The organism is Kineosporia sp. R_H_3 (assembly GCF_002198675.1).
GTDB lineage: Bacteria > Actinomycetota > Actinomycetes > Actinomycetales > Kineosporiaceae > R-H-3.
The window spans coordinates 82,748-103,635 of the sequence record NZ_MWLL01000246.1 but is presented as its reverse complement, the minus strand read 5'-3'; the positions used below and the strand labels follow the sequence as shown (position 1 = coordinate 103,635).

Genomic DNA, 20,888 nt, shown 5'->3' with positions numbered 1-20,888 from the left:
CCGCGGGAGCGGCCGCCCCCGCGAGCCCGGCGCCGCCCACGGTCCCGCTCGAGCCGCCATCCGCGGCCGCGCCCCGGCTGTCCGGCGCACCGTCGCTGCCGAACGCTCCGTCGGACGCCGCGACCGCCGTCCTCCACGCGATGCCCACCGTCGAGATCACCGCGAACGACCTGGCCCTGGCCCGCGGCGACGCGATGCCGACCGCGCCGGCCGACGCCCCGCTGCCGTCCCGGGCCTCCCGCCGGGACCGTGTCGAGTCGGCCGCCGTCCCGACGGTCGCGGGGCGCTTCATGCGTCGCCTGCGCGGGGACACGGCCGGCCCGATGACCGGCCCCGTGACCCTGCCGAAGGACGCCGACGGCCGCCCCCGCGGTCGCGGCGGCCGCTCCGGTGCGGCGGCGCCGGCCGCCCAGGAGCCCCTGCCGACGGCCGCGATCGACCTGCGCGACGAGCTCTTCGGCGAGGGAGACAAGTGACCGTCTGGGACGACCTCGTCGGCCAGCCCGACGCCGTCTCCGTGCTGCGCCGGGCCGCTGACGCGGCCCGGGCCCAGGTCGAGCAGCAGGCCGCGGCCGAGCTCGGCGGGGACCTGCTCGCCGCGGACGACGAGTTCGCCCCGCACGACCCCGACGGGGTCGAGCCGACCGGCTCGGCGCTCGCGGCCGAGGCGCACGCGCCGGCGCCCGGCCGGCACGTCGGCGGGATGACCCACGCCTGGCTGCTCACCGGCCCGCCCGGGTCGGGCCGCTCGAACGCGGCCCGGGCCTTCGCGGCGGCGCTGCAGTGCCCGCGCGGCGGGTGCGGGGAGTGCCACGAGTGCCGGACGGCGCTGTCGGGCGGCCACGCGGACGTCACGCTCGTCGCGACCGAGCACGTGTTCCTGCGCGTCGAGGACGTCCGCCCGCTCGTCACCCTGGCCCAGCAGCGGCCCTCGCTGGGGCGCTGGCGGGTCATCGTCGTCGAGGACGCCGACCGGCTCAACGACACGAGCGGCAACCTCCTGCTCAAGGCCATCGAGGAGCCGCCGCCGCGCACCGTGTGGCTGCTCTGCGCGCCGTCCGCGGAGGACGTCCTCGTGACGATCCGCTCGCGCTGCCGCCACGTCGGGCTGCGGGTGCCGCCGGTCGCGGACGTCGCGGCGCTCCTCGTGCGCCGGCACGGCATCGACCCGGCGGTCGCCTCGTTCGCCGCCCGGGCCGCGCAGAGCCACATCGGCTTCGCCCGCCGGCTCGCCGTCGACGAGAGTGCTCGGATCCGCCGCCGGGAGGTGCTCCGGCTGCCGATGCAGGTGACGTCCGTCGGCGCCGCCGTCCTCGCGGCCGCCGAGCTCGTCGAGGTCGCCCAGGAGGAGGCGAAGGCGGCCACGGCCGACCGGGACGCCACCGAGCGCGCCGCGCTGCTGCACTCGCTCGGTGCCGAGGGCCAGGCGACGCTGCCGCCCGCCGTCCGGGCGCAGGTCCGCCAGCTCGAGGAGAACCAGAAGCGGCGGGCCACCCGGGCCAACCGGGACGTCCTCGACCGCGCGCTCGTCGACCTGCTCTCGCTCTACCGGGACGTGCTCGTCGTCCAGCTCGGGTCGCCCGTCGAGCTCGTCAACGCCGAGCTGGCGGACGACGTCGAGCGGCTCGCGGGGGCGGCGACGCCGGCCGAGACGCTGCGCCGGATGGAGGCGATCGGCGAGGCCCGGACCCGGATCGAGGCGAACGTGTCGCCGTTGCTCGCCATCGAGGCGCTCATGGTGCGGCTGCGTCCCGTGGACGTGCGGTCACGGTGAACCCGCGGCGCCACGCACACCTGTCCCGGGGTAGCGTCGGGCGGGTGACTGTCGCCGCGCGCTCCCGCCGTCTGACCGTCCGCGCTGTCGCAGCCGTCGCTGCGCTCGCCGTCCTCGCGGGGTGCACGGGCAGCACGCCGGAGCCGCAGGCCCCGACGGCCGCGACGTCCGCGCCGACCGACACCAAGGACCCGGCGAACGACACCGCGCTGGCCGCGTTCTACGGCCAGGAGCTCGCCTGGACGTCCTGCCGCAACGACTTCGAGTGCGCGAAGGTGACCGTCCCGCTCGACTGGGCCGCGCCGTCCGGCGAGACCATCGAGCTGTCGCTGCTGCGCCTCAAGGCCGACGGCAAGAAGATCGGCACCATGCTGCTCAACCCCGGCGGCCCGGGGGTCTCGGCGGTCGAGTGGTTCCGCTCCTCGCCCGGCTCGCTCGGCACGCGGGTGCGGCAGTCCTACGACGCCGTCGCCTGGGACCCGCGCGGCGTCGGCGAGTCGACGCCCATCAGCTGCCTGCCCGACTCCGAGGTCGACGCGTGGCTGTCGTCCGACGCGACGCCGGACTCCGACGCCGAGGCGACGAAGGTCGTCGCCGACGCGACCGACTTCGGCAAGCAGTGCGAGGAGCGCACCGGGCCGCTCATCGGGCACGTCGACACCGTGAGCACCGTCAAGGACATGGACGTCATCCGGGCCGCTCTCGGCGAGAAGGTCATCTCCTACTACGGCTGGTCGTACGGGACCTTCATCGGCGCCTGGTACGCCCAGCTCTTCCCGTGGCGGGTCGGCCGGATGGTGCTCGACGGTGCCGTCGACCCGAGCCTGTCCGCCGAGCAGTACTCCGAGGGCCAGGCCCAGGGCTTCTCCCGGATGGCCACGGCGTTCGTCGAGGACTGCCTCGGCGAGAAGGGCTGCCCGCTGCGCGGCACCAAGGACCAGGCGTTCGCGCAGATCGAGACGCTCGTGAAGAACGCCGACGGCAAGCCGCTCGCGACGTCGTCCGGGCGCCAGCTGACCCAGAGCCTCATGACGACCGGCATGGCGATGGCGCTGTACCTGCCGGCGTTCTGGCCGCAGCTGCGCGCGGCGCTCACCGAGGCGTTCAAGGGCCAGGGCGACGGCCTGCTCGCGCTCGCCGACGCCTACAACGAGCGCCGCCCCGACGGCACCTACGCCCAGACCCTCCAGGCCACCGGCCCGATCTTCTGCCTCGACCGCACCGACACCCGCTCCCTCGACCAGGTCAAGGCGGACGCGAAGGACTGGCTCGTCAAGTACCCGCCGCTCGGCGACACGGTCGCCTGGTCGTCCCTCGGCTGCGCCGTGTGGCCGATCAAGCCCGCCGTCGCCCCGCAGAAGCTCACCGCCCCCGGCGCCCCGCCGATCCTCGTCGTCGGCACCACCGGCGACCCCGCGACCCCGTACGAGTGGGCCCAGAGCCTCGCCGGCCAGCTCGACAAGGGCCTCCTCGTGACCTTCGAGGGCGAGGGCCACACGGCCTACCGCCGCGGCTCCAAGTGCGTCGACACGACCATCGAGGACTACCTCGTCTCCGGCACCGTGCCGAAGGCCGACGTCACCTGCTCGTAACCCCGCCCGGGCGTCCCCTCAAGCCCACCCGCCCGACACCCGATACCGGTTCGAGGGCACCCTCCGGGGTGTGTAAACTCGTGCACCGTGCCACCCCGGTGGCGCGTGCCGCCTTAGCTCAGTTGGCCAGAGCAACGCACTCGTAATGCGTAGGTCTCGGGTTCGAATCCCGAAGGCGGCTCCGACATCACTGCAGGTCAAGAGGCATGTGAACTAGCTGCCTGCACATGTTCGGCACGAACGTGGCATGAGGTGTGTGCGTAGGTCGGTCGATCACTCAGCGAGCTGAGTGATCGGTGTGAACCTCTCGTTGCGCTCGCTGAACGTCGTCGATCATGTGGGTGGCAATCGCGCGGACCCCGACTGCTCTCGCCAGCCTGCGGTGACGGTTGCCCATGATTGAGCCGGCCGATGCGAGCGGTATGGATCGTCAACCAGTGCGGTGCTGCCTGACTGCAGCATCGAGTCGGGCCTTGAGGATGAACGCCGGGTAGTGGTCGGGGTCCGGATACCGCCCGCGGTAGTAGCAGTCCCAGTAGCTGCCAATACGTTGGGTCGTGAGCTTCCAGAACTGAGCGTTCGAGGCGAGGAACCGCCCGTAGAGGCCGCTTGTCGGAGAGGCCGGATCGGCAAGGTCCGGCAGTCGTTGGGCGATATCGGCGACGATCTCTATGACGTGCTCGCCGACAAGCTGGACGACGAAAGGGAGAGTCCATTCCTCGCGACTGTCGATGATGCGGCGAAGCCATTCCTGTCTGGTGAACCCATCGTGGTGGCGCGTGTACACGCAGCCGAGGATGTCTGTCTGGCGCGACGTCAACGAGGCTCGCGCGGCAGGTGGGGCGACGTCGATGTAGGTCCGCGCGGGAAGGGACAGCAACTGTCCGTGGACGTGCACGTCCGCAGGCAATCGGTCACCGTCGATGGTCTTCGCGCTGACCATCGGGCCGGTCGACCATGCCGACCTTGATGAGGGGACGACGCCCAGCGCGACCTTGACGTCGCCGCTGATGTCGACTGGGAATGCCGTCTGGAAGCGAGTGAGCAACTCCGGGTCAGTCACGCGGTGATGATCGCAGGCGCCGATGGTCTGAACGCCCCGCGTCCGAAGTTTTCCCGAGGTATCTGATCGGATACCGTCTTCATGTGGATGGCTGGTCGGAGATCCTCGTGCTCACCAGGCGCCAGGCGGGTGTGAGTCAGCTCGAGCTTGCGCGCCGTGCGAGGACGTCGCGGCCGACGCTGTCGGCGTACGAGCATGGCCGTAGGGCGCCGACTGCGGACACCTTGGAGCGGTTGTTGGCGGCGGCGGGGTTCCGGATCGCGGCGGTTCCGCTGGTGTCGTGGCGGGAGGTGTCGCTGGGGCGGGGGCGTGCGTGCTGGGTTCCGGACCGCCTGTGGCGACTCCCTGTCGTCGAGGCCTTTGCGGATGTCGTGCTGCCGGTTGAGTTGAACTGGTCCACGCCAGGCCGGCGGTTCGAGACAGGGGATCGACGTCAGCGGGCGCGGCTGTACGAGCTGCTGCTGCGTGAAGGAGCGCCGGCCGATCTCAAGCGGTGGGTGGACGGCGTGCTGCTGGTCGACGTCTGGGATGACCTCGTCCTGCCCCGCGCTGTTCGGGACGCCTGGCAGCCCACCCTGGATGCCGACCTGGGACTCAGGCGCGGGAACGCATCCGACGCCTAGGCAGTGCTCGGCGCGGTGTCGTGACGCCTCCGCACTCGCCGGGCCCGCTGACCGCGTTCCAGGTTGAGGTCGCTCGCGTGTTCTTCGACCTGCCGCAGTCGGCCGGGTTCCTGCTCGCGGGCGGAGCGGCGCTGGCAGCGCAAGGCCTGACGTCCCGGCCGACGCAGGACCTCGACCTGTTCACAGCTCCCGGCCGCGGCGTCGTCCTGGACGCCCTGACCGCGTTGGAGTCCTCGGCGACCGCGCATGGCTGGTCGGTGCGTCGGGTGAAGGTCGCAGAGACGTTCGGGCGGACGCGACGCCCGAGCGGCCGCCGATGCTGAGCCTGCTGGGTCCGACCCTGGATCCGGACGAGCTGGCCGGCCGCAAGGTCGTCGCGCTGTTCGACCGGGCGGAGGCCCGCGACTTCGCCGACGTCCACGCCCTCGCGGCCCGTTACGGCACGGAACGACTTCTCGAGCTGGCCGCAGCCGTCGACGCCGGCTTCGACGTCGCAGTCTTCGCCGACATGCTCGACTCCCTCGCTCGGTTCACCGACGACGAGATCCCTGCGGCCGACGGCGACGCTCCCGCTGTCAGGCGGTTCGCGGCAGACTGGGCCGCGCCCCTCAGGAGCGGCTCGCCGCCCTCGGTGTGAGTGGTCCGACGACACGGTTCGTGGCATGACGCGTGGCATGACGTCCGGCGTTCGAGCAGGGCACCGGGTTCGTGGTGTGCGACCAGGAGCGCGATCAGCGCTGGTGAGAGCGGTTCTGCGCGCCTGGGCGGCGGCCTGGTCAGTCCGCGGTGCTGCTGTGGTCTGGGGTTGCCCGCCGGTGGGCCGGTGTCGGCGGGGCCGGGTGCGGTTCCGGGCCGGGCGTCCCGTGGTGTCCGCGTCGACAGGGGCACTGACAGGGACTGTTACCTCCACGGGTCCTGCGTACCGTGGACGGCGTGACCGCCAAGGACGACCTCCGCGACTTCCTGGCCTCCCGCCGTGCGAAGCTCACCCCGGACCGGGCCGGTCTTCGCGTTCACGGCGGCAATCGTCGCGTCACCGGGCTCCGGCGCGAGGAGGTCGCCTTGCTCGCCGGGATCAGCGTCGAGTACTACACCCGCCTCGAGCGGGGCAATGTCGGCGGTGTCTCCGACGCCGTGCTCGACGGCCTCACCCACGCGCTCCAGCTCGAGGAGGCGGAGCGCGACCACCTCTACCGGCTCGTGCGCACCGTCGCCACCCGCCGGCCCGCGCGGTCCGCGCCGACCCGTCGACGGGTCCGACCCACCGTCCAGCGCGTGCTGGACCTCATGCCCACGCCGGCCTACGTCCGCAACGGCCGGTTCGACGTCCTGGCCTCCAACGCTCTCGGCCGCGCCCTCTACAGCCCCGTGTACGACGACGCGGACCCCGGCCACCGTGCCCCGAACACTGCGAGGTTCGTCTTCCTCAGTCCCCGCGCGGCGGACTTCTTCCTCGACTTCGACAAGGTCCAGGACGACGCCGTGGCCTTCCTGCGCGCCGAGGCGGGCCGCGATCCGTACGACAAGGATCTGCAGGATCTCATCGGCGAGCTGTCCACCCGCAGCGAACGGTTCCGCCACCGCTGGGCCGCGCACGACGTCCGGTACCACCGCACCGGCGCCAAGCGCCTGCACCACCCCCTCGTCGGCGAGCTCACGCTCGACTTCGAGGCCTTCGAACTGGCCGGCGACGAGGGGCAGCGACTCAACGTCTACACCGCACCGCCCGACAGCCCGACCGCGCAGGCGTTGGCTCTGCTCGCGAGCTGGGGCCTGCCTGACTCCGCTACGGCGCCGGCCGGTCGCCCGTAGTGCCTGGGGCGTGGGCGGGACCGGCACCCAGGGAGGAGACCGCGGCGCCCGGGGGTCCGCGAGAAGGCAATCCCAAGCAAGGGGCAGGACCGGCGCCTGCTCCTCCGACAGCAATCAGCTCGAACGACAGGAGATGTTGGCGATGAGAACACGGACCCTGGGTGTGCACGGCCTGGAGGTGTCCGCACTGGGACTGGGCTGCATGGGCATGAGCCAGTCCTTCGGCCCGCCCCCTCCCCGCGACGAGATGGTCGCCTTCCTGCGCGCGGCGGTGGACCGGGGGGTCACCCTGTTCGACACCGCCGAGGTGTACGGGCCGCTCCACAACGAGGAGCTGGTCGGGGAGGCGCTGCAGCCGGTGCGGGACCAGGTGGTGATCGCGACGAAGTTCGGGTTCTCGTTCGACGCCGACGGCCGGCAGACCGGGGTGAGCAGCCGCCCGGAGAGCATCCGGGCGGCGGTCGAGGGCTCGCTGCGCCGGCTGCGGACCGACAGGATCGACCTGCTGTACCAGCACCGGGTCGACCCGGCGGTGCCGATCGAGGACGTCGCCGGGACGGTCAAGGAGCTCGTCGAGGCCGGCGTGGTCCGGCACTTCGGGATGTCCGAGGCGGGCGTCGGGACGATCCGGCGGGCGCACGCGGTGCACCCGGTGACGGCGTTGCAGAGCGAGTACTCGCTGTTCTGGCGGGAGCCGGAGGAGCAGATCCTGCCCGCCCTCGCCGAGCTCGGGATCGGGTTCGTGCCCTTCAGCCCGCTCGGCCGCGGCTTCCTCACCGGCCAGGTGACCGCCCACTCCCGCTTCGGCGAGGGCGACATCCGCGCCACCCTGCCGCGCTTCGAGGCCGAGGCCCTGGCGGCGAACCTGCGCCTGGTGGAGCTGGTGACCCAGGTGGCCGGGCGCAAGGGGGCGACCCTCGGGCAGGTGGCGCTGGCGTGGCTGCTCGCCCGTGCCCCCTGGGTCGTGCCGATCCCCGGGACCCGCCGCCTGGAGCGGCTCGACGAGAACCTCGCTGCGGCCGACCTCGAGCTCACCGGGGAGGACCTCGCCGAGCTCGACGAGCTGTCCGCGAGCGTCCAGGTGCAGGGCGACCGCTACCCCGAGGCGATGCAGAAGATGATCGACCGCTGACGGAGCCGCCCGTCCTCGCGTTGGAGGTGCGGGCGAGCAGGTCGGCCGGAAGAGACCCGGTTCGTCGCCGGCGGTGGGACACCGGCTCGCGCGACCGCCGTGCCCGGGACACCCGGGCACGGCGGTCGGCAGCTCGTCGGTCAGCGTGCGGTCGCGTGACGCTGCGCCCACTCGAGGGCGTGGTCTGCGACGGCCTCCCAGCCGGGCGCGCCACAGGTCCAGTGGTCGCGGCCGGGGAACTCGTACACCTCGGTGACGGCGGGCGATCGCTGGTAGTGCTTGGCGTTGGAGCGGTTCACGGCCGGGGGCATGATGTGGTCCTTCTCGCCGGCGATGAACAGCAGGGGTGCGCGGTCGGCGGCGTAGTCGACCCAGGTCTCCTGCCGGCCGGGCTTGATGTTGGCGAAGAGGCCGTACTCCCAGACCCAGTAGCCGGGGGCGGCGATCGCGTAGCGGTCCCAGACCGCGCGGGACTCCTCGGGTGTGAGGGTGTTCGTGAAGGCGTAGTGGAACTCCTCGGGGGTGAATCCGACGGCGCGGTGGCGGTTCGCGGGGTTCTTGAGCGCGGGGAAAAGCGATCGCACCTGGGACAGCGGGCTGACGCGGACGCCCTCGGTCGGGGCGGAGTCGATGACGACGCCGGCGGCTCCGAGGCCGCGGGCGAGCAGCAGCTGGGTGAGGGTGCCGCCGAAGGAGTGGCCGATGATGATCGGCGGGGCGTCCAGGGCCTTGATGACGTCTGCGAGGTGGTCGACCGTCTCGGGGACGGTGAGCCGTGCGATGACGTCCGGGTTCTCGCGCAGGGCCTCGACCTCGATGTCGAAGCCGGGGTAGGCGGGGGCGATCACGGTGAGGCCCTTGGCGTGGTAGTGGTCGACCCACTGCTCCCAGCTGCGGGGCGTCATCCAGAGTCCGTGGACGAGGACGACGGTGTCGGGGGTGGTCGGCATGGCGTCTCCTTGGTGGCGTCGACGTGCGGGGTCGGGCGGTGCGGTCAGGCGTCGATGAAGGCGAGCAGGTCGGCGTGGAGCCGGTCGCGGTCGGTGTCGGGCAGGGCGTGGCCGCTGCGCTCGTAGACGAGGAGGGTCGCGTCCTTGATGAGGTCGGCGGACCGCCGACCGCCGACGTCGAAGGGGACGATCTGGTCGTCGTCGCCGTGGACGACGAGGGTGGGGACGTCGACGGCCGCCAGGTCCGGGCGGAAGTCGGTGGCGGAGAAGGCCGCGATGCACTCGTGGGCGGCGCGGTGGCCGCAGGCCATGCCTTGCAGCCAGAAGGCGTCGCGGAAGCCCGGGTCGATGTCGTTGTTGCGGTTGTGGCCGAAGAACGGGCCGTCGGCGAGGTCGCGGTAGAGCTGGGACCGGTTCGTGGTCTCGCCGGCCCGCAGGGCGTCGAACGTCTCGACCGGCAGACCCTCGGGGTTGTCGTCGGCGCGCAGCATGAACGGCGGGACCGCCGCCACCAGGACGAGCCGGGTCACGCGGCTGGTGCCGTGCCGGCCGACGTAGCGGACGATCTCGCCGCCCCCGGTGGAGTGCCCGACGAGTGTGACGTCGTGCAGGTCGAGCGTGTCGATGAGGGTTGCCAGGTCGTCGGCGTAGGTGTCCATCTCGTTGCCGTGCCAGGTCTGGCTGGATCTGCCGTGTCCGCGCCGGTCGTGGGCGATGGCCCGGTGGCCGTGGGTGGCCAGGTAGAGGGCGGTGGCCTCCCATGCGTCGGAGCTGAGCGGCCACCCGTGGCTGAGCACCACGGGGGAGCCGTCGTTCCCCCAGTCCTTGTAGAAGATCTCTGCGCCGTCGTCGGTGGTGATGTACGGCATGACGCCTCCTTGCGTGCGTGCGGCGGGACGACGTCCACGCTCGCGCGGAGGGCGGTGAACCGGACCACGCAGCGTGCGTAGTCCGTGGGTGAGGTCAGGCCGGCGGACGTGCCAGCGCGTCGGCGAGCTGCCGGCGCGAGGAGATGCCCAGACGCTGGAACACCTTGCGCAGGTGGTAGTCGACGGTGTTCCGGCTGATGAACAGGCGGTCCCCGATCTCGACGTTGGTCAGTCCCCCGGCGGCGAGCCGGGCGACGGCGAGCTCCTGGGCGCTGAGCGTCGAGAGCGGGTCGTCCACCACCGGCGTGACGGTGCCGCCGAGGGTCTGCAGCTCGGCCTCGGCGCGGGGGAGGAAGATGTCGGCGCCGGCCGATCTCAGCCGGTCGACGGCGAGCGACAGATGCTCGCGGGCCTCCCGGCGGCGCTTGACGCGGCGGAGCCACTCACCGAGCGCGAGATGGGTCCGGCCGAGCTCGATGACGGCAGGGGTGGCCGCGAGGTCGTCGACGGAGGCGAGGAAGAGGGACTCGGCCGTGTCGTCGTCCGCGGCCAGGGCGAGTGAACGCCGGGCGACCCCGCGACACCACCGCGACTCGTTGGCGTCTGCCATGTCGGTGAGCAGGCGTGCGACGCGCAGGGCCTCGGCCGCGTGCCCGCTGCGGGCCGCCGCCTCGACGTAGTCCGCGTACCTGGCGGGCGTCGCCTGGAGGAACGGCTGTTCCACCTGGGGGCGCAGCCGCTCGTAGGCGTCGCGGTAGTGGCCCTGGGCGACGTCGAGGGTGGCGACCGCGGCACGCGTGAGGGTGGTGACGCCGCCGAACCCCACGGCGTCCGCCCCGGCCGCCACCATGAGTGCGCCGTCCTTCGCGCCGGCCCACGCGAGGATCGCGCCGTTGACGATCTGCTCGGTGTCGTACCCCAGGGAGCGGCGTACCTCGCGCAGCTGCTCGAGCCGCTCGTGGGACCGACGCACGGTGCCGCCGTGCAGCTCGGTGAGGGACATCAGCCACAGCACGGTGTCCAGGGCCTGCAGGGCACCGGAGTCCCGGGCGGTCCGGGCGGCCCGCGCGAGCAGCTCCCCGCGCTGCTCGGCGTCCCACAGGAAGGTCGTCAGCGCGACGATCGTGGACCCGAGGTGGACCATGTCGGCGGCGGGCAGCTGCGCGACCCGGACCAGGGCGTCGCGGACCGCGGGGACGGCCTCGGCGTACGGGCGGCCGATCAGCGCCGCGAGTCCGTGCCGCACGGGACCCAGCGGCCCGGTGGCCTCGTCGGCGTCCCTCTCGAGCCGGCGTCCGAGGTCCTGGACCGAGAAGGCCTCTGCCCGGTGCTCGGTCACCAGGCAGATCTCGAAAGCGCGCGTCAGCGCCGCGTGCTCCAGGCCGGCGTCGACCCCGTGGAACAGGTCCGCCGCGTCCATCAGCCGGGCAGGGGCGTGGACGACGGCCGGGTCCGCCCCGAACAGGGACAGCGCCGTGGCGACCAGGACGCCACGACCCCGCGTCACCGGGTCGGAGTCCGCTCCCTGGCCGCGGGCGAGCAGGTCGGCGCTGACGCCTGCGGCGCCGACGGCGAGTGCGGCTTCCGCCGCGGCGACGTACCTGCGGTCCCGGAGCGGGCCGGGGGCGGTGAGCTCGGCGGACCGTGTCAGCACCGTGGCCCTGGACGCCAGACCGCCGCGCCGGGCAGCGAGGTCCGCTGCGTGCTCGAGACGGTCCGCGACGTCCGCGTCGTGGCCGACGACGGCCCGGGACGCGTGCCAGGCCTCGACCTCGACGAGGCCGAACTCGGTCGCCGCCTGGGCGAGTGCCCGGTGCGCCCGCCGGCGGCGGGTGCCGGTCGCCGCGTTGTAGACGGCTGCGCGGACCAGCGGGTGCCGGAAGCGCACGGTGTCGTCGACACGGACCAGACCGGCGGACTCGGCGTCGTCCGCGGCATCGGGCGCGAGGCCGAGGAACTTGGCCGCGGTCTCGATGAGGGCCGCCGACCCGGCCGACTCGGCTGCCGCCACCAGCGTCCAGTCCTGGACGTCCTGGTCGACGCCGCGCAGCTGGGCCAGGTAGTGCTCCTCGAGGTGCCGCCCGATCGGCACCGGCGCGTCCATGAGGCCGAGGCCGGCCAGCTGACGGGACGACAGCTCCGTGGCCAGGTCGATCAGGGCCAGGGGCACCCCACCGGTGGCCTGGACGATCTGCACGGCGGACGACGGGTCGAGCGCCTCCCCGAGGGCCAGCGCCAGCAACGCGCGGCCCGCCTCGACGTCGAGCCCTTCGAGGGTCATCGAGGTGATCCCCGCAAGACGTTCGACGAGCCCGTTCTCCTCGCGGCCGGCGAACAGCAGCACCACCGGGTCGGCCTCGAGCCTGCGGGCGACGAACGCGAGCACGTCCAGCGACTCGGCGTCCGCCAGGTGGGCGTCGTCGACGAAGCACACGACAGGGCGTCGGTCCGCCGCGGCGGTCAGCAGCTCGAGCAGGGCCAGGCCGACGAGGTACCGCTCCGGCGGCTCGCCCTCGAGCTCACCGCACGCGACGCGGAGCACGCGCGCATGCCGCTCGGCCAACGAGTCGACGAGCGGTCGCAACGGAATCGTCAACCGCTGGACCACGCTGAACGGGATGCCGGCCTCGGCCTCGAACCCGCCTGCCCGCAACGCGACAGCGTCGCCGGCCCCGTTCACGACGGTGTCGAGCAGCGCTGTCTTGCCGATCCCGGGGTCACCCGAAACCCGCAGCGCGCCGCCGCGACCGTTCCGGGCCGCGGTGATCAGCGAACTGACCCGACGCTGCTCCGTCTGCCTGCCCACGAGCCCGGCGACCCTGTGCATGTGCTCACGCTAGGTCAGGTGGATCAGGCCGCCACCGCAGAGACCCGGGCACCCCACGAGGTCCGGCCGTGCGCCGACGAAGGGGGCCGGACGTCCTGCGCCCGCCCCCGCCGGGCCTCAGCCGCAGTCAGTCGCCGAGGACGACGGCGAACTCCGCGCCGTCGGGGTCGGTGAGCGCCATCGCGCCGTCGGGCGCCGAGCGGAGCACGCGGGCGCCGAGCGAGGTCAGCCGTTCCGCCTCGCCGGCAGGGTCGTTCGTCACGAGCTCGAACCGCTGCCGCGGTCGGCCGTGGAGCGGCGCCACGGGAGGACCACCCCATGCGACCTTCGTGCCGCCCGACGGGGCCTGGACCGCCGTCTCGCCGTCCTCGTCCCACACCAGGGGCCAGCGCAGGGCGTCGCGCCAGAAGAGCCCCACGTCGCGCGTCCCCTCGCAGGCCACCTCGCCGAGGAACCCGCAGCCGGCCAGCCAACGGTTGTCCGCCTCGATGACGCACAGCGCGTTGCCCTCGGGGTCCGCGAGGACGACGTGTCCGTCCTCGGGTCGCTGCCCGACGTCGAGATGGGCGGCACCGAGCGTCAGGAGCCTGGCGACCGTCGCCGCCTGGTCCTCCTGCGACGTGCTCGTCAGGTGGAGATGCATGCGGTTGGGCGACGTCCGCTCTTCGTCGGACGGCACCATCCGCAGGCCGACCTGGGTGGCGCTCCCCGGGAGCAGCACGCCGTGGTCGTCCCTCAGCGCAGGTCGGTCCAGGACACGGGACCAGAAGCGCCCCAGGAGCGCGGGGTCCCGCGCGTCGAACGTCACCGCAGCCAGTCGCGAGGTCACGGCACACCGTAGGCGGTTGCGGGCACCTGATCACAACAGGTTTGACGGGTGCGCGTGCGCGACCCGTCTCCTGCACGGAGCGCAGCGCCGCGCCGGGGCCGGCAGCTCAGCGCCTGGTCTCGTACCTCGTCAGCAGGACGCCGCCGGGGAACGTCCGGGTCTCCACGAGGTCAAGGGTCACCCAGCTGTCGAGAGCCGTGAAGAACGGGGCGCCGGCGCCCAGGAGCACCGGGTGGGTGACGATCGCGTACTCGTCGACGAGCCCGGCCCGCATGGCCGCCGCGCCGAGGGTCGCACCCCCGACGTCCATCGGGCCGCCGTCCTCGGCCTTGAGCCGGGTGATCTCGGTGACGGCGTCGTCGGTGACCAGACGGGTGTTCCAGTCGACCGCCGCGGTCGTCGACGAGAACAGCACCTTCGGCATGTCCCGCCAGCGGCGGGCGAACTCGACCTGCGCCGGCGTGGCTCCCGGCAGCCGGTCGGCGGTCGGCCAGTGCGAGCTCATCGTGTCCCAGAGCCTGCGCCCGTACAGCGCCAGGCCCGTCGAGGCCACCCGGTCGGACCACCACTGGAACAGCTCGTCGCTCGGCACGCCCCAGCTGAGGTCGTCGCCGGGCGCGGCGACGTAGCCGTCCAGGCTCAGGTTCATCCCGATGGTGAGCTTGCGCATGCTTCGACCTCCCGTGAGTCCGCCGTCGACGTACAGACCAGCACATCACCCGAACTCATCGGCGGCGTCCCGACGGGCCGCGTCCGGCGTCCGGCCGCCCCATGACGCCGACCCCGTCGGGCGCTACCGTTCCGGGCCATGGGCGACGGCTTCGGCGACGTGCTGCGGGCGCTGCGCGAGTCCCGTTCCCTCACCCAGGAGGAGCTCGCCGACCGGGCCGGCCTCACCGTCAAGGCCGTCGGCGCGCTGGAGCGCGGCGAGCGCCGCCGGCCGTACCCGCACACGGTCCGGTCGCTCGCCACGGCCCTGGGTCTGGACGACGCCGACACCGGGCGGCTCGTCGGCGCGGTCCCGGGACGCCGGACGACGACACCCGCGGACGACGGACGCCCGGCCCCCGTGCCGCATGAGGACCTCGTCGGCCGCGACCGCGAGCTGTCCGACGTCCTCGGCCTCCTGGAGCACCGCCGGCTCGTGACGCTCACCGGCCCGGGCGGTGTGGGCAAGACGACCCTCGCCCGCGCCGTCGCGGGGGCCCTGACCGGGCAGGGCGAACGGGTCACCGCCGTCGACCTGGCCGACGTCCGGGACCCCGACCTCGTCCTCCCGCGCATCGCCGCCGCCCTCGGGCTCCCCGAGACACCGACCGGGACGACGGTGGACTCCCTCGTCGCCGCGCTCGGCGGCCGTCGGCAGGTGCTGCTTCTCGACAACCTCGAGCAGGTGCTCGACGGCGCCCCGACCCTCGCACGCCTCGTCGAGACCGCGCCGGACGTGAGGTTCCTCGCCACGAGCCGCGCCCCGCTGCGGGTCCGCGCCGAGCACGAGGTCCGGCTCGGCCCGCTCGACCTGCCGGACACCGACGCCGTCGGCGACGTGGCGGCGTCCCCTGCCGCGCGGCTCCTCCTCGACCGGATGGCCGCCGCCGGCACCCAGGTCGGCCTCGACGACCGGACGGCGCCGCTCGTCGCCGAGGTCTGCCGGCGGCTGGACGGTCTGCCGCTCGCGGTCGAGCTCGCCGCCGCCCGCTCCCGGGTGCTCGGTCTCGACGGCCTCCTCGGCGAGAACGCGCTGTCCGGAAGGGGTTTCCGTGACCTCCCCGACCGGCAGCGCACCATCGCCGCCGTCGTGACCTGGAGCCACGACCTCCTCGACGTCGAGGCCCAGGACCTCTTCGCCGCCCTGTCGGTCTTCCACAGCCCTTTCACGATCGCGACCGTGGAGGCACTCGTCGACGACGGCGTCCTCGAGCCGCTGTCCGCCCTCGTCGAGCAGTCCCTCGTCGTCCGGCTGCCGGGCACGGTGCCGCGGTTCCGGCTGCTCCACCCGATCCGTGAGCAGGCCGCCGCCCGGCTCGCCGGCCCGGACGGCGACGTCCTGCGCGACCGGCACGCGAGCCTCTTCGAGCAGGTCGCCGCGGACGCCGGACCCGCCCTGCTCGACCACCGGCTCGTCGACACGCTCGCGCGGCTCGACGCCGAGGACGCCGACCTGCGCGCCGCCGTCGCCCATCTGCTCGCGACCGGACGCCACGGTGCCGTCGCCCGCACGCTCGGGCACGTCTGGTTGCGGCTCGCCCTGCGCAACCACGGCCTCGAGGGCCTGGAGACGCTGGCCCGCCTCGACCTCGAGGCGCTGGACCCGGCCGACGCGGCCGCCGGCCACCGCGCGGCCGCCGGGCTGCGGCTGCTCACCGGCGACCTGCCCCGCATGCACGAGCACGCGACGGCGGCGGTCGCGCTGGACGGCGAGGGTCAGGCGGGCGTCGAGGCCCGGCTGCTCCTCGCGAACGCCGAGGTGTTCCTCGGGCGTCCGGACGCGGCGCAGCCGCACCTCGACGTCACGGCCGGTGTCCCCGGCTACGCCGGCGCCTATCGGGCGATGATCCTCGCGCAGGTGTCGATCTCGTCCGGCGACGTCCTCGCGGCGATCCCGCTCGCGCAGGACGCCGTCGACCGCGCCCGCGCCGTCGGCAACGACTTCCTGCTCATGGCGACGCTGAACGTCCTGGCCGGGGCGCTGTCGCTCACGGGGGAGGCGGCGTCGTCCGCCCGGTTCCTCGCCGAGTCCGTCACCCGGGCGGCCCGCACCGCGATGGCCTGGCCGATGACCTACTCGCTGCCCGGCCTCGCCGGTCTCGCCGTCCGGCTCGGCCGGTACGAGCTCGCCGCCCGGTTCTTCGGCGCGTCCGCCTCGCTCGCGGCCAGGTCGGCGGCGGACCGCAGCTTCCCGGTCTCCCGCGAGCAGGCCGACCGCGACCTGGCCGAGCTACGGGCCCGGCTCGGCGGGGACGCGTTCCGGGCCGCGTGGGACGCGGGACGCGCGGCCGGTGCCGAGGACCTCGAGGCCTGGGCCGACGAGATCCTCGGGACCGTGTGACCGTACGACGGGTCAGCGGGCCGCGACCACCGGCTCCCGCCGGGGGACGGTCGGCAGGTCGTCCGGCACGTCCGCCTCGACCTGCGGAAGGACCCGGTCGAGCCACGCCGGCAGCCACCAGGCGTACCGCCCGAGCAGCGTCATCGTCGCGGGCACCAGCACGAGCCGAACGACGGTCGCGTCGAGCAGCACGGCAGCGGCGAGACCGACGCCCATCTGCTTGACGACGACGTCGGGTTCGAGCGCGAACCCGAGCGCCACCATGACCATGATCCCGGCGCCTGCGCTGATGACCCGCGTCGTGGACGCGAGGCCCCGGACGACGCTGCCACGGTCGTCGCCGGTGACGAGCCGGTCCTCACGGATCCTCGACAGCAGGAACACCTCGTAGTCCATCGAGAGCCCGAAGAGGATGGCGAAGAGCAGCACGGGCACCCAGCTCGACACCGGCACCGCGTGGTCGACGCCGAGCACCTGAGCGCCGTGACCGTGCTGGAAGACGGCCGTCAGCACCCCGTACGCCGCGCTCACCGACAGCAGGTTGAGCAGGGCCGCCTTGACGGCGATGACGACGGACCGGAAGGCCGCGGTGAGGAAGAGCATCGAGACGGCGACGACGAAGAGCACGACCCACGGCAACCGTGCCGCGAGCCGGGTGTCCAGGTCGTGGAACATCGGTGTCGCACCGGTGACGTGGACGCCGGCCGGCAGCGCGGCGCGCAGGTCGTCGACGAGGTCGGGCGACCGCGCGTCGTCCGCGGCGAACCGCGGCTCGGCGAGGAACGTGGCGACCGCGCCGTCCGGCGACGGCAGCGCCGGTGCGCTGCCGGCGAGCCGCGCGTCGGTCGTGAGCACCCGCGTCACCTCGGCCTCGCGCGCCGCGGACCAGCCGGCTGCGGTCCGGTCGACGACGACGAAGAGCGGGGCGTTGGCGCCCGCGCCGAACGCGTCCCCGATGAGGTCGTGCGCAGCCCGCGTCGTCGAGCCGGCGGGGTTGCTGCCCGCGTCCTGGGGCCACATCCGCATCGTGGTCAGCGGCGCGGCGAGCAGGAGCATGAGGGCGAGCGCCGGCAGCGCCCAGGCGAGCGGACGGCGGACGACGGCCAGGGCCCAGCGCGTCGTCCACGGCGTCGCGTGCTGGCGTCGCGGCACGTGGTGCGGCCGCCGGTCGGCACGGGGGAGCAGCCGGCGGCCCGCGACCGCGCTGAGGGCCGGCACGAGCGTGAGGCACGCGGCGGCGACGAGGACGACGGTGATCGCCGTCGCGAAGCCGAACGAGTCGAAGGTGCTGATGCCGGCGAGCCGCAGCCCGAGCAGCGACACGAGCACGGTGCCCGCAGCCGTGACGACGGACCGGCCTGCGGTGGCGAGCGCCCGGCCGGCGGCGGTCACCGGGTCGACGCCCTGGCGGAGCAGGTCGACGTGCCGGACGACGACGAGCAGTGCGTAGTCGATGCCGACACCGAGACCGACGAGCGAGGCCACGGTCGGCGCGATCGTCGAGACGTCCGTGACCGCGGCGAGCAGCGCGATCCCGCCGCTGCCGGCGACGAGGCCGCTGAGGGCGACGGCGACGGGCAGCCCGGCCGCGACGACGGAGCCGAACGCGAGCACGAGGATGACGAGCGCCGCGACGATGCCGACGGCCTCGCCGATGCCCTCGACCTGCTGGGCCGCCGACTCGGGCACCTCGCCGCCGAGCTCGACGGTGAGGCCCTCGGCGCGCAGCGGCGCGACGGCCTCCTCGAGCGGCTCGACGGCCTTGAAGATGCCCGGGTCGGTGACGGCGCCGTCGTAGCGGACGGCGAGGAGCGCCGTCCGGCCGTCGGACGCGATGCGGGGCGGGGCGACGGCGGCGACGTGCGGGACGTCGGCGAGCCGGTCGCCCAGACGTGTCACGGCGTCCGGCGGGAGCGTCCCGTCGTCGACGTGGACGACGACCTTCGCGCCGGCGGCGGCGGTGAGCGGGTCGTGGTCACGGAGGAGCTCGAGACCGTCGACGGACTTCAGGCCGGGGACCTCGTACTCGTCGTGGGCGGCGGCGCCCCAGACGGCGCCGGCACCGTTGAGCGCGACGGCGAGCAGGAGGAAGGCGAGGACGGCGTACCAGGGGCGGCGGGCGGCCCACCGGCCGTAGCGGTCGAGGAGGCGGGTCATGGCTGGGCTCCTTGTCGGGTCAGGCGTGGAGGCGGCGGAGGTGACGGCGGTAGAGGCGGGTGCCGAGCGTCCCGGCGAGAACGCGGACCGGGGCCGGCAGGGCGGCGAGCACGAGGCGGCGCTCGGTGGCGTCGCAGACGTCGAGGAGGGAGCCGACGAGGACGGCGGCGTCCGCGGGGCGGGCCTTCTTCATGGAGTCGGCCATCCGGCCCCACTCGGCCCGGGTGATGTGCCGCTCGACGAGCGGCAGGACGGCCCGCTCCTCGAGCTCGAGATGCTCGAAGAGACTGGTGCACAACGACTCCACGGCGCGGGCGAGCTGCTCCCCGGTGAGCGCACCGGGTTCGGTGCGCCACTGGAAGGCGCAGGACCGCACGTACTCGATGCGCCCGTGGAGGCCGTCGTGCTGCTGCTGCATCGCGGCGACGAGGTCGGCCTCGGGGCGGGCCCGTTCGAGGAGGCGCGGCCAGAGCTCGGCGTCCTCGCCCGAGTGGTGCAGCTCGAGGCCGAGGAGCAGCAGACGGAGGTGGTCGGCGACGGCGGCGGCCCGGCGTGCGTCGCCGGCGGGGGTGGCCCGGACGAGCTCCGCGACGCCGGGGAGGTGGGCACGGAAGGCGCGGTGGACGACGTACATCTCTTCGACCGGCGGCCGGTCGTGGGTGGTGGTGGTCATGGGTCCACCGTCGGGCCGGGCGGGGCGACCGGATAAGCCACAGCACCCCCACATCGGCGCCGCGGCCGAGCTGTTCCGCAGGTGTGGGGGTCGCGTGGCTGTCGGGTGACGCACCGGCGCGCGGAGGCTGGCGGCGTCCGTTTCCCGACCCGTGGAGGTCCGCCGTGAGCATCGACCCGACCCGCACCCGTGCCGTCCGGGTGCCCGCCCCTCGTCCCGTGGTCCACCCGCTGCGCGACGTCGGCTCGGCCACCTGGTCGATCGCCGAACTGCCGTACGGGCGCCGCCGCGTGACCATCGACCACGCGCCGCTGCCCGGCGTCACGCCGGCCGACCTCCTGTGGTGGTTCACCCACATCGGCGGCACCGTCGAGTACGGCGGCGCCCGCGTCCCGCGCTACCTCGCCTGGCACCCCCTCGACCACATCCTGTGGGAGCTGGCAGCTGGCCCGCCCGGCACCCGACGGCGGCGCGGGCGAGGGGGCGCGGTTCCGCATCGTCGAGAGGTTCGGGAAGAACCCGGTCGTCGACGTCACCGAGCGGGTCGAGAAGCTCGACACCACGGGGATCCGGCTCGTGCAGCGGCGCCTCGGGGTGAAGATCTTCCAGCTCGAGCACACCTGGTCGGCCTCCGCCGAGGGCGCGCACTACGTGAGTGTCATGGACATCGGCGCCCGCCCGCGGCGGCTCGCACCGCTCAACCGGTGGCTCACGGGCCGGGCGATGCCCGTCGCGCTGTGCGAGGCGTGGGTGAAGCACAACGTCGAGGAGGTGGGCCAGCTGCCCTTCCTGCTGGCGGCGCTCAGCGGTGAGCGAGCGGTGGCCCGATGACTCCGTGACCGCGCGCCGGTCGTACGTCCTGACCCGCTACGTCAGAACACCCGAACCGGAGGAGAGCCTCGTGGGCACAGTGGTCATGTACGCCTCGGTGTCCGTGGACGGTTTCGTCGCGGACGAGAACGACCAGCCCGGACCACTGTTCGACTGGTTGACCAGCGGTGACGTGCCCTTGGACGACAGCGGCTACCTGAAGGTCTCGCAGACGTCCTACGACCACACCCGCCCGTACTGGGACCGGATCGGGGTGACGATCGCCGGCCGGCGCGTCTTCGACATGACGGACGGCTGGGACGGCAGGCCCCCGGGCGGGGTCGAGCACGTGGTCGTCGTGACGCACCGGCCGAGGCCCGAGGGCTGGGACCCCGGGGCGCCGTTCCACTTCGTCGACGGTGTCGAGGCGGCCGTGGCGAAGGCGCAGGAGCTCGCGGGCGACCGGGTCGTCGAGGTGGCCGCCGGTGACGTCGGCGGCCAGGTGCTGGCCGCGGGCCTGGTCGACGAGGTGCGGATGGACGTCGTCCCCGTCGTGCTCGGGTCCGGCCGGCGCTTCTTCGGGTCGGTCGACGCACAGCACCTGCTGGAGGATCCCGACGTGGTGATCCAGGGCGACCGGGTGCTCCACCTGTGCTTCCGGGTGCGCCGTTGACGCCGGTCGCAGGGGTGCGGCGAGGCAGCGCATCGGCCTCCGCGGTGCACGACCG

Annotated in this window: 18 protein-coding genes, 1 tRNA gene and 1 pseudogene; 12 read left to right on the top strand and 8 right to left on the bottom strand. The window is 73.8% G+C overall.

The annotated features are described in order from the left end of the window. The 4 genes and pseudogenes from ECOMGDLI_RS35060 to ECOMGDLI_RS31035 all read left to right on the top strand — a co-directional run. A pseudogene (locus ECOMGDLI_RS35060) lies at window positions 1-476 on the top strand (hypothetical protein); the annotation flags it as partial. Next, complete coding sequence (locus ECOMGDLI_RS31045; RefSeq protein WP_088320680.1) at window positions 473-1,774, top strand: DNA polymerase III subunit delta'; 1,302 nt, start codon at window positions 473-475, stop codon at window positions 1,772-1,774. The pseudogene ECOMGDLI_RS35060 and the gene ECOMGDLI_RS31045, both read left to right, overlap by 4 nt. Before the next feature lie 44 nt (window positions 1,775-1,818). Further along, window positions 1,819-3,366, top strand: coding sequence for an alpha/beta hydrolase (locus tag ECOMGDLI_RS31040; protein ID WP_088320679.1), 1,548 nt, complete (start codon window positions 1,819-1,821; stop codon window positions 3,364-3,366). A 107-nt stretch (window positions 3,367-3,473) separates the two neighbouring features. Next, window positions 3,474-3,547 (top strand) — tRNA-Thr (locus tag ECOMGDLI_RS31035). 249 nt (window positions 3,548-3,796) lie between these two features. Here the strand turns inward: ECOMGDLI_RS31035 and ECOMGDLI_RS31030 are convergent. Next, window positions 3,797-4,429 (bottom strand): hypothetical protein, encoded by a 633-nt coding sequence (locus ECOMGDLI_RS31030; RefSeq protein ID WP_088320678.1) that lies wholly within the window; start codon window positions 4,427-4,429, stop codon window positions 3,797-3,799. Between the two features lie 83 nt (window positions 4,430-4,512). On the opposite strand from ECOMGDLI_RS31030, the gene ECOMGDLI_RS31025 reads away from it, so the two are divergent. The 5 genes from ECOMGDLI_RS31025 (at window position 4,513) to ECOMGDLI_RS31005 (ending at window position 7,996) form a co-directional block, all read left to right on the top strand. After that, window positions 4,513-5,052: a helix-turn-helix domain-containing protein gene (locus ECOMGDLI_RS31025; RefSeq protein ID WP_088320677.1), complete on the top strand. Its 540-nt coding sequence runs from the start codon at window positions 4,513-4,515 to the stop codon at window positions 5,050-5,052. A gap of 77 nt (window positions 5,053-5,129) precedes the next feature. Further along, on the top strand, window positions 5,130-5,375 hold the full coding sequence (locus tag ECOMGDLI_RS31020) for a hypothetical protein (protein ID WP_088320676.1): 246 nt from the start codon (window positions 5,130-5,132) through the stop codon (window positions 5,373-5,375). Beyond that, a complete protein-coding gene (locus tag ECOMGDLI_RS31015; protein ID WP_088320675.1) occupies window positions 5,369-5,689 on the top strand; it encodes a nucleotidyl transferase AbiEii/AbiGii toxin family protein in 321 nt (106 codons plus the stop codon). The genes ECOMGDLI_RS31020 and ECOMGDLI_RS31015 overlap by 7 nt, the downstream gene beginning before the upstream one ends. Window positions 5,690-5,985: 296 nt before the next feature. Further along, entirely contained in the window at window positions 5,986-6,864 is an 879-nt protein-coding gene (locus tag ECOMGDLI_RS31010) for a helix-turn-helix transcriptional regulator (protein ID WP_088320691.1), read from the top strand. A gap of 142 nt (window positions 6,865-7,006) precedes the next feature. After that, a complete protein-coding gene (locus ECOMGDLI_RS31005; RefSeq protein ID WP_088320674.1) occupies window positions 7,007-7,996 on the top strand; it encodes an aldo/keto reductase in 990 nt (329 codons plus the stop codon). A gap of 140 nt (window positions 7,997-8,136) precedes the next feature. On the opposite strand, the gene ECOMGDLI_RS31000 is transcribed toward ECOMGDLI_RS31005, so the two are convergent. The 5 genes from ECOMGDLI_RS31000 to ECOMGDLI_RS30980 form a co-directional block, all read right to left on the bottom strand. Continuing rightward, window positions 8,137-8,946 (bottom strand): carboxylesterase, encoded by an 810-nt coding sequence (locus ECOMGDLI_RS31000; protein ID WP_088320673.1) that lies wholly within the window; start codon window positions 8,944-8,946, stop codon window positions 8,137-8,139. A gap of 44 nt (window positions 8,947-8,990) precedes the next feature. Then, complete coding sequence (locus tag ECOMGDLI_RS30995) at window positions 8,991-9,815, bottom strand: alpha/beta fold hydrolase (protein WP_088320672.1); 825 nt, start codon at window positions 9,813-9,815, stop codon at window positions 8,991-8,993. Window positions 9,816-9,909: 94 nt separating this feature from the next. Then, window positions 9,910-12,642, bottom strand: coding sequence for a LuxR family transcriptional regulator (locus tag ECOMGDLI_RS30990; protein WP_088320671.1), 2,733 nt, complete (start codon window positions 12,640-12,642; stop codon window positions 9,910-9,912). 127 nt (window positions 12,643-12,769) lie between these two features. Continuing rightward, window positions 12,770-13,471 carry a VOC family protein gene (locus ECOMGDLI_RS30985; protein WP_088320670.1) on the bottom strand — a complete coding sequence of 234 codons (702 nt, stop codon included), beginning with the start codon at window positions 13,469-13,471 and terminating at the stop codon, window positions 12,770-12,772. Window positions 13,472-13,577: 106 nt separating this feature from the next. After that, the gene (locus ECOMGDLI_RS30980; protein ID WP_088320669.1) at window positions 13,578-14,141 is read right to left on the bottom strand and encodes a dihydrofolate reductase family protein; all 564 of its coding nucleotides are present in this window, start codon (window positions 14,139-14,141) and stop codon (window positions 13,578-13,580) included. A gap of 138 nt (window positions 14,142-14,279) precedes the next feature. Here ECOMGDLI_RS30980 and ECOMGDLI_RS30975 point away from each other — a divergent pair, with 138 nt between their 5' ends. Beyond that, a complete protein-coding gene (locus ECOMGDLI_RS30975) occupies window positions 14,280-16,520 on the top strand; it encodes a helix-turn-helix domain-containing protein (RefSeq protein ID WP_088320668.1) in 2,241 nt (746 codons plus the stop codon). Between the two features lie 12 nt (window positions 16,521-16,532). On the opposite strand, the gene ECOMGDLI_RS30970 is transcribed toward ECOMGDLI_RS30975, so the two are convergent. Then, on the bottom strand, window positions 16,533-18,677 hold the full coding sequence (locus ECOMGDLI_RS30970) for an MMPL family transporter (RefSeq protein WP_088320667.1): 2,145 nt from the start codon (window positions 18,675-18,677) through the stop codon (window positions 16,533-16,535). 19 nt (window positions 18,678-18,696) lie between these two features. Then, window positions 18,697-19,350 (bottom strand): hemerythrin domain-containing protein, encoded by a 654-nt coding sequence (locus tag ECOMGDLI_RS30965; RefSeq protein ID WP_158221222.1) that lies wholly within the window; start codon window positions 19,348-19,350, stop codon window positions 18,697-18,699. Window positions 19,351-19,926: 576 nt separating this feature from the next. Between ECOMGDLI_RS30965 and ECOMGDLI_RS35645 the strand changes: the two genes are divergently transcribed. Together ECOMGDLI_RS35645 and ECOMGDLI_RS30955 are read left to right on the top strand one after the other, a co-directional pair. Continuing rightward, a complete protein-coding gene (locus ECOMGDLI_RS35645) occupies window positions 19,927-20,181 on the top strand; it encodes a hypothetical protein (RefSeq protein WP_198955335.1) in 255 nt (84 codons plus the stop codon). 70 nt (window positions 20,182-20,251) lie between these two features. Then, complete coding sequence (locus ECOMGDLI_RS30955; protein WP_088320690.1) at window positions 20,252-20,833, top strand: dihydrofolate reductase family protein; 582 nt, start codon at window positions 20,252-20,254, stop codon at window positions 20,831-20,833. Window positions 20,834-20,888 lie beyond the last annotated feature (55 nt).

What these genes read in the sequence shown, in the direction of transcription:
- ECOMGDLI_RS31015 (WP_088320675.1), top strand. Translation starts at nt 5,369, where the DNA reads ATGCTGAGCCTGCTGGGTCCGACCCTGGATCCGGACGAGCTGGCCGGC.
- ECOMGDLI_RS31005 (WP_088320674.1), top strand. Translation starts at nt 7,007, where the DNA reads ATGAGAACACGGACCCTGGGTGTGCACGGCCTGGAGGTGTCCGCACTG.
- ECOMGDLI_RS31000 (WP_088320673.1), bottom strand. Translation starts at nt 8,946, where the DNA reads ATGCCGACCACCCCCGACACCGTCGTCCTCGTCCACGGACTCTGGATG.
- ECOMGDLI_RS30995 (WP_088320672.1), bottom strand. Translation starts at nt 9,815, where the DNA reads ATGCCGTACATCACCACCGACGACGGCGCAGAGATCTTCTACAAGGAC.
- ECOMGDLI_RS30990 (WP_088320671.1), bottom strand. Translation starts at nt 12,642, where the DNA reads ATGCACAGGGTCGCCGGGCTCGTGGGCAGGCAGACGGAGCAGCGTCGG.
- ECOMGDLI_RS30980 (WP_088320669.1), bottom strand. Translation starts at nt 14,141, where the DNA reads ATGCGCAAGCTCACCATCGGGATGAACCTGAGCCTGGACGGCTACGTC.
- ECOMGDLI_RS30975 (WP_088320668.1), top strand. Translation starts at nt 14,280, where the DNA reads ATGGGCGACGGCTTCGGCGACGTGCTGCGGGCGCTGCGCGAGTCCCGT.
- ECOMGDLI_RS30970 (WP_088320667.1), bottom strand. Translation starts at nt 18,677, where the DNA reads ATGACCCGCCTCCTCGACCGCTACGGCCGGTGGGCCGCCCGCCGCCCC.
- ECOMGDLI_RS30965 (WP_158221222.1), bottom strand. Translation starts at nt 19,350, where the DNA reads ATGACCACCACCACCCACGACCGGCCGCCGGTCGAAGAGATGTACGTC.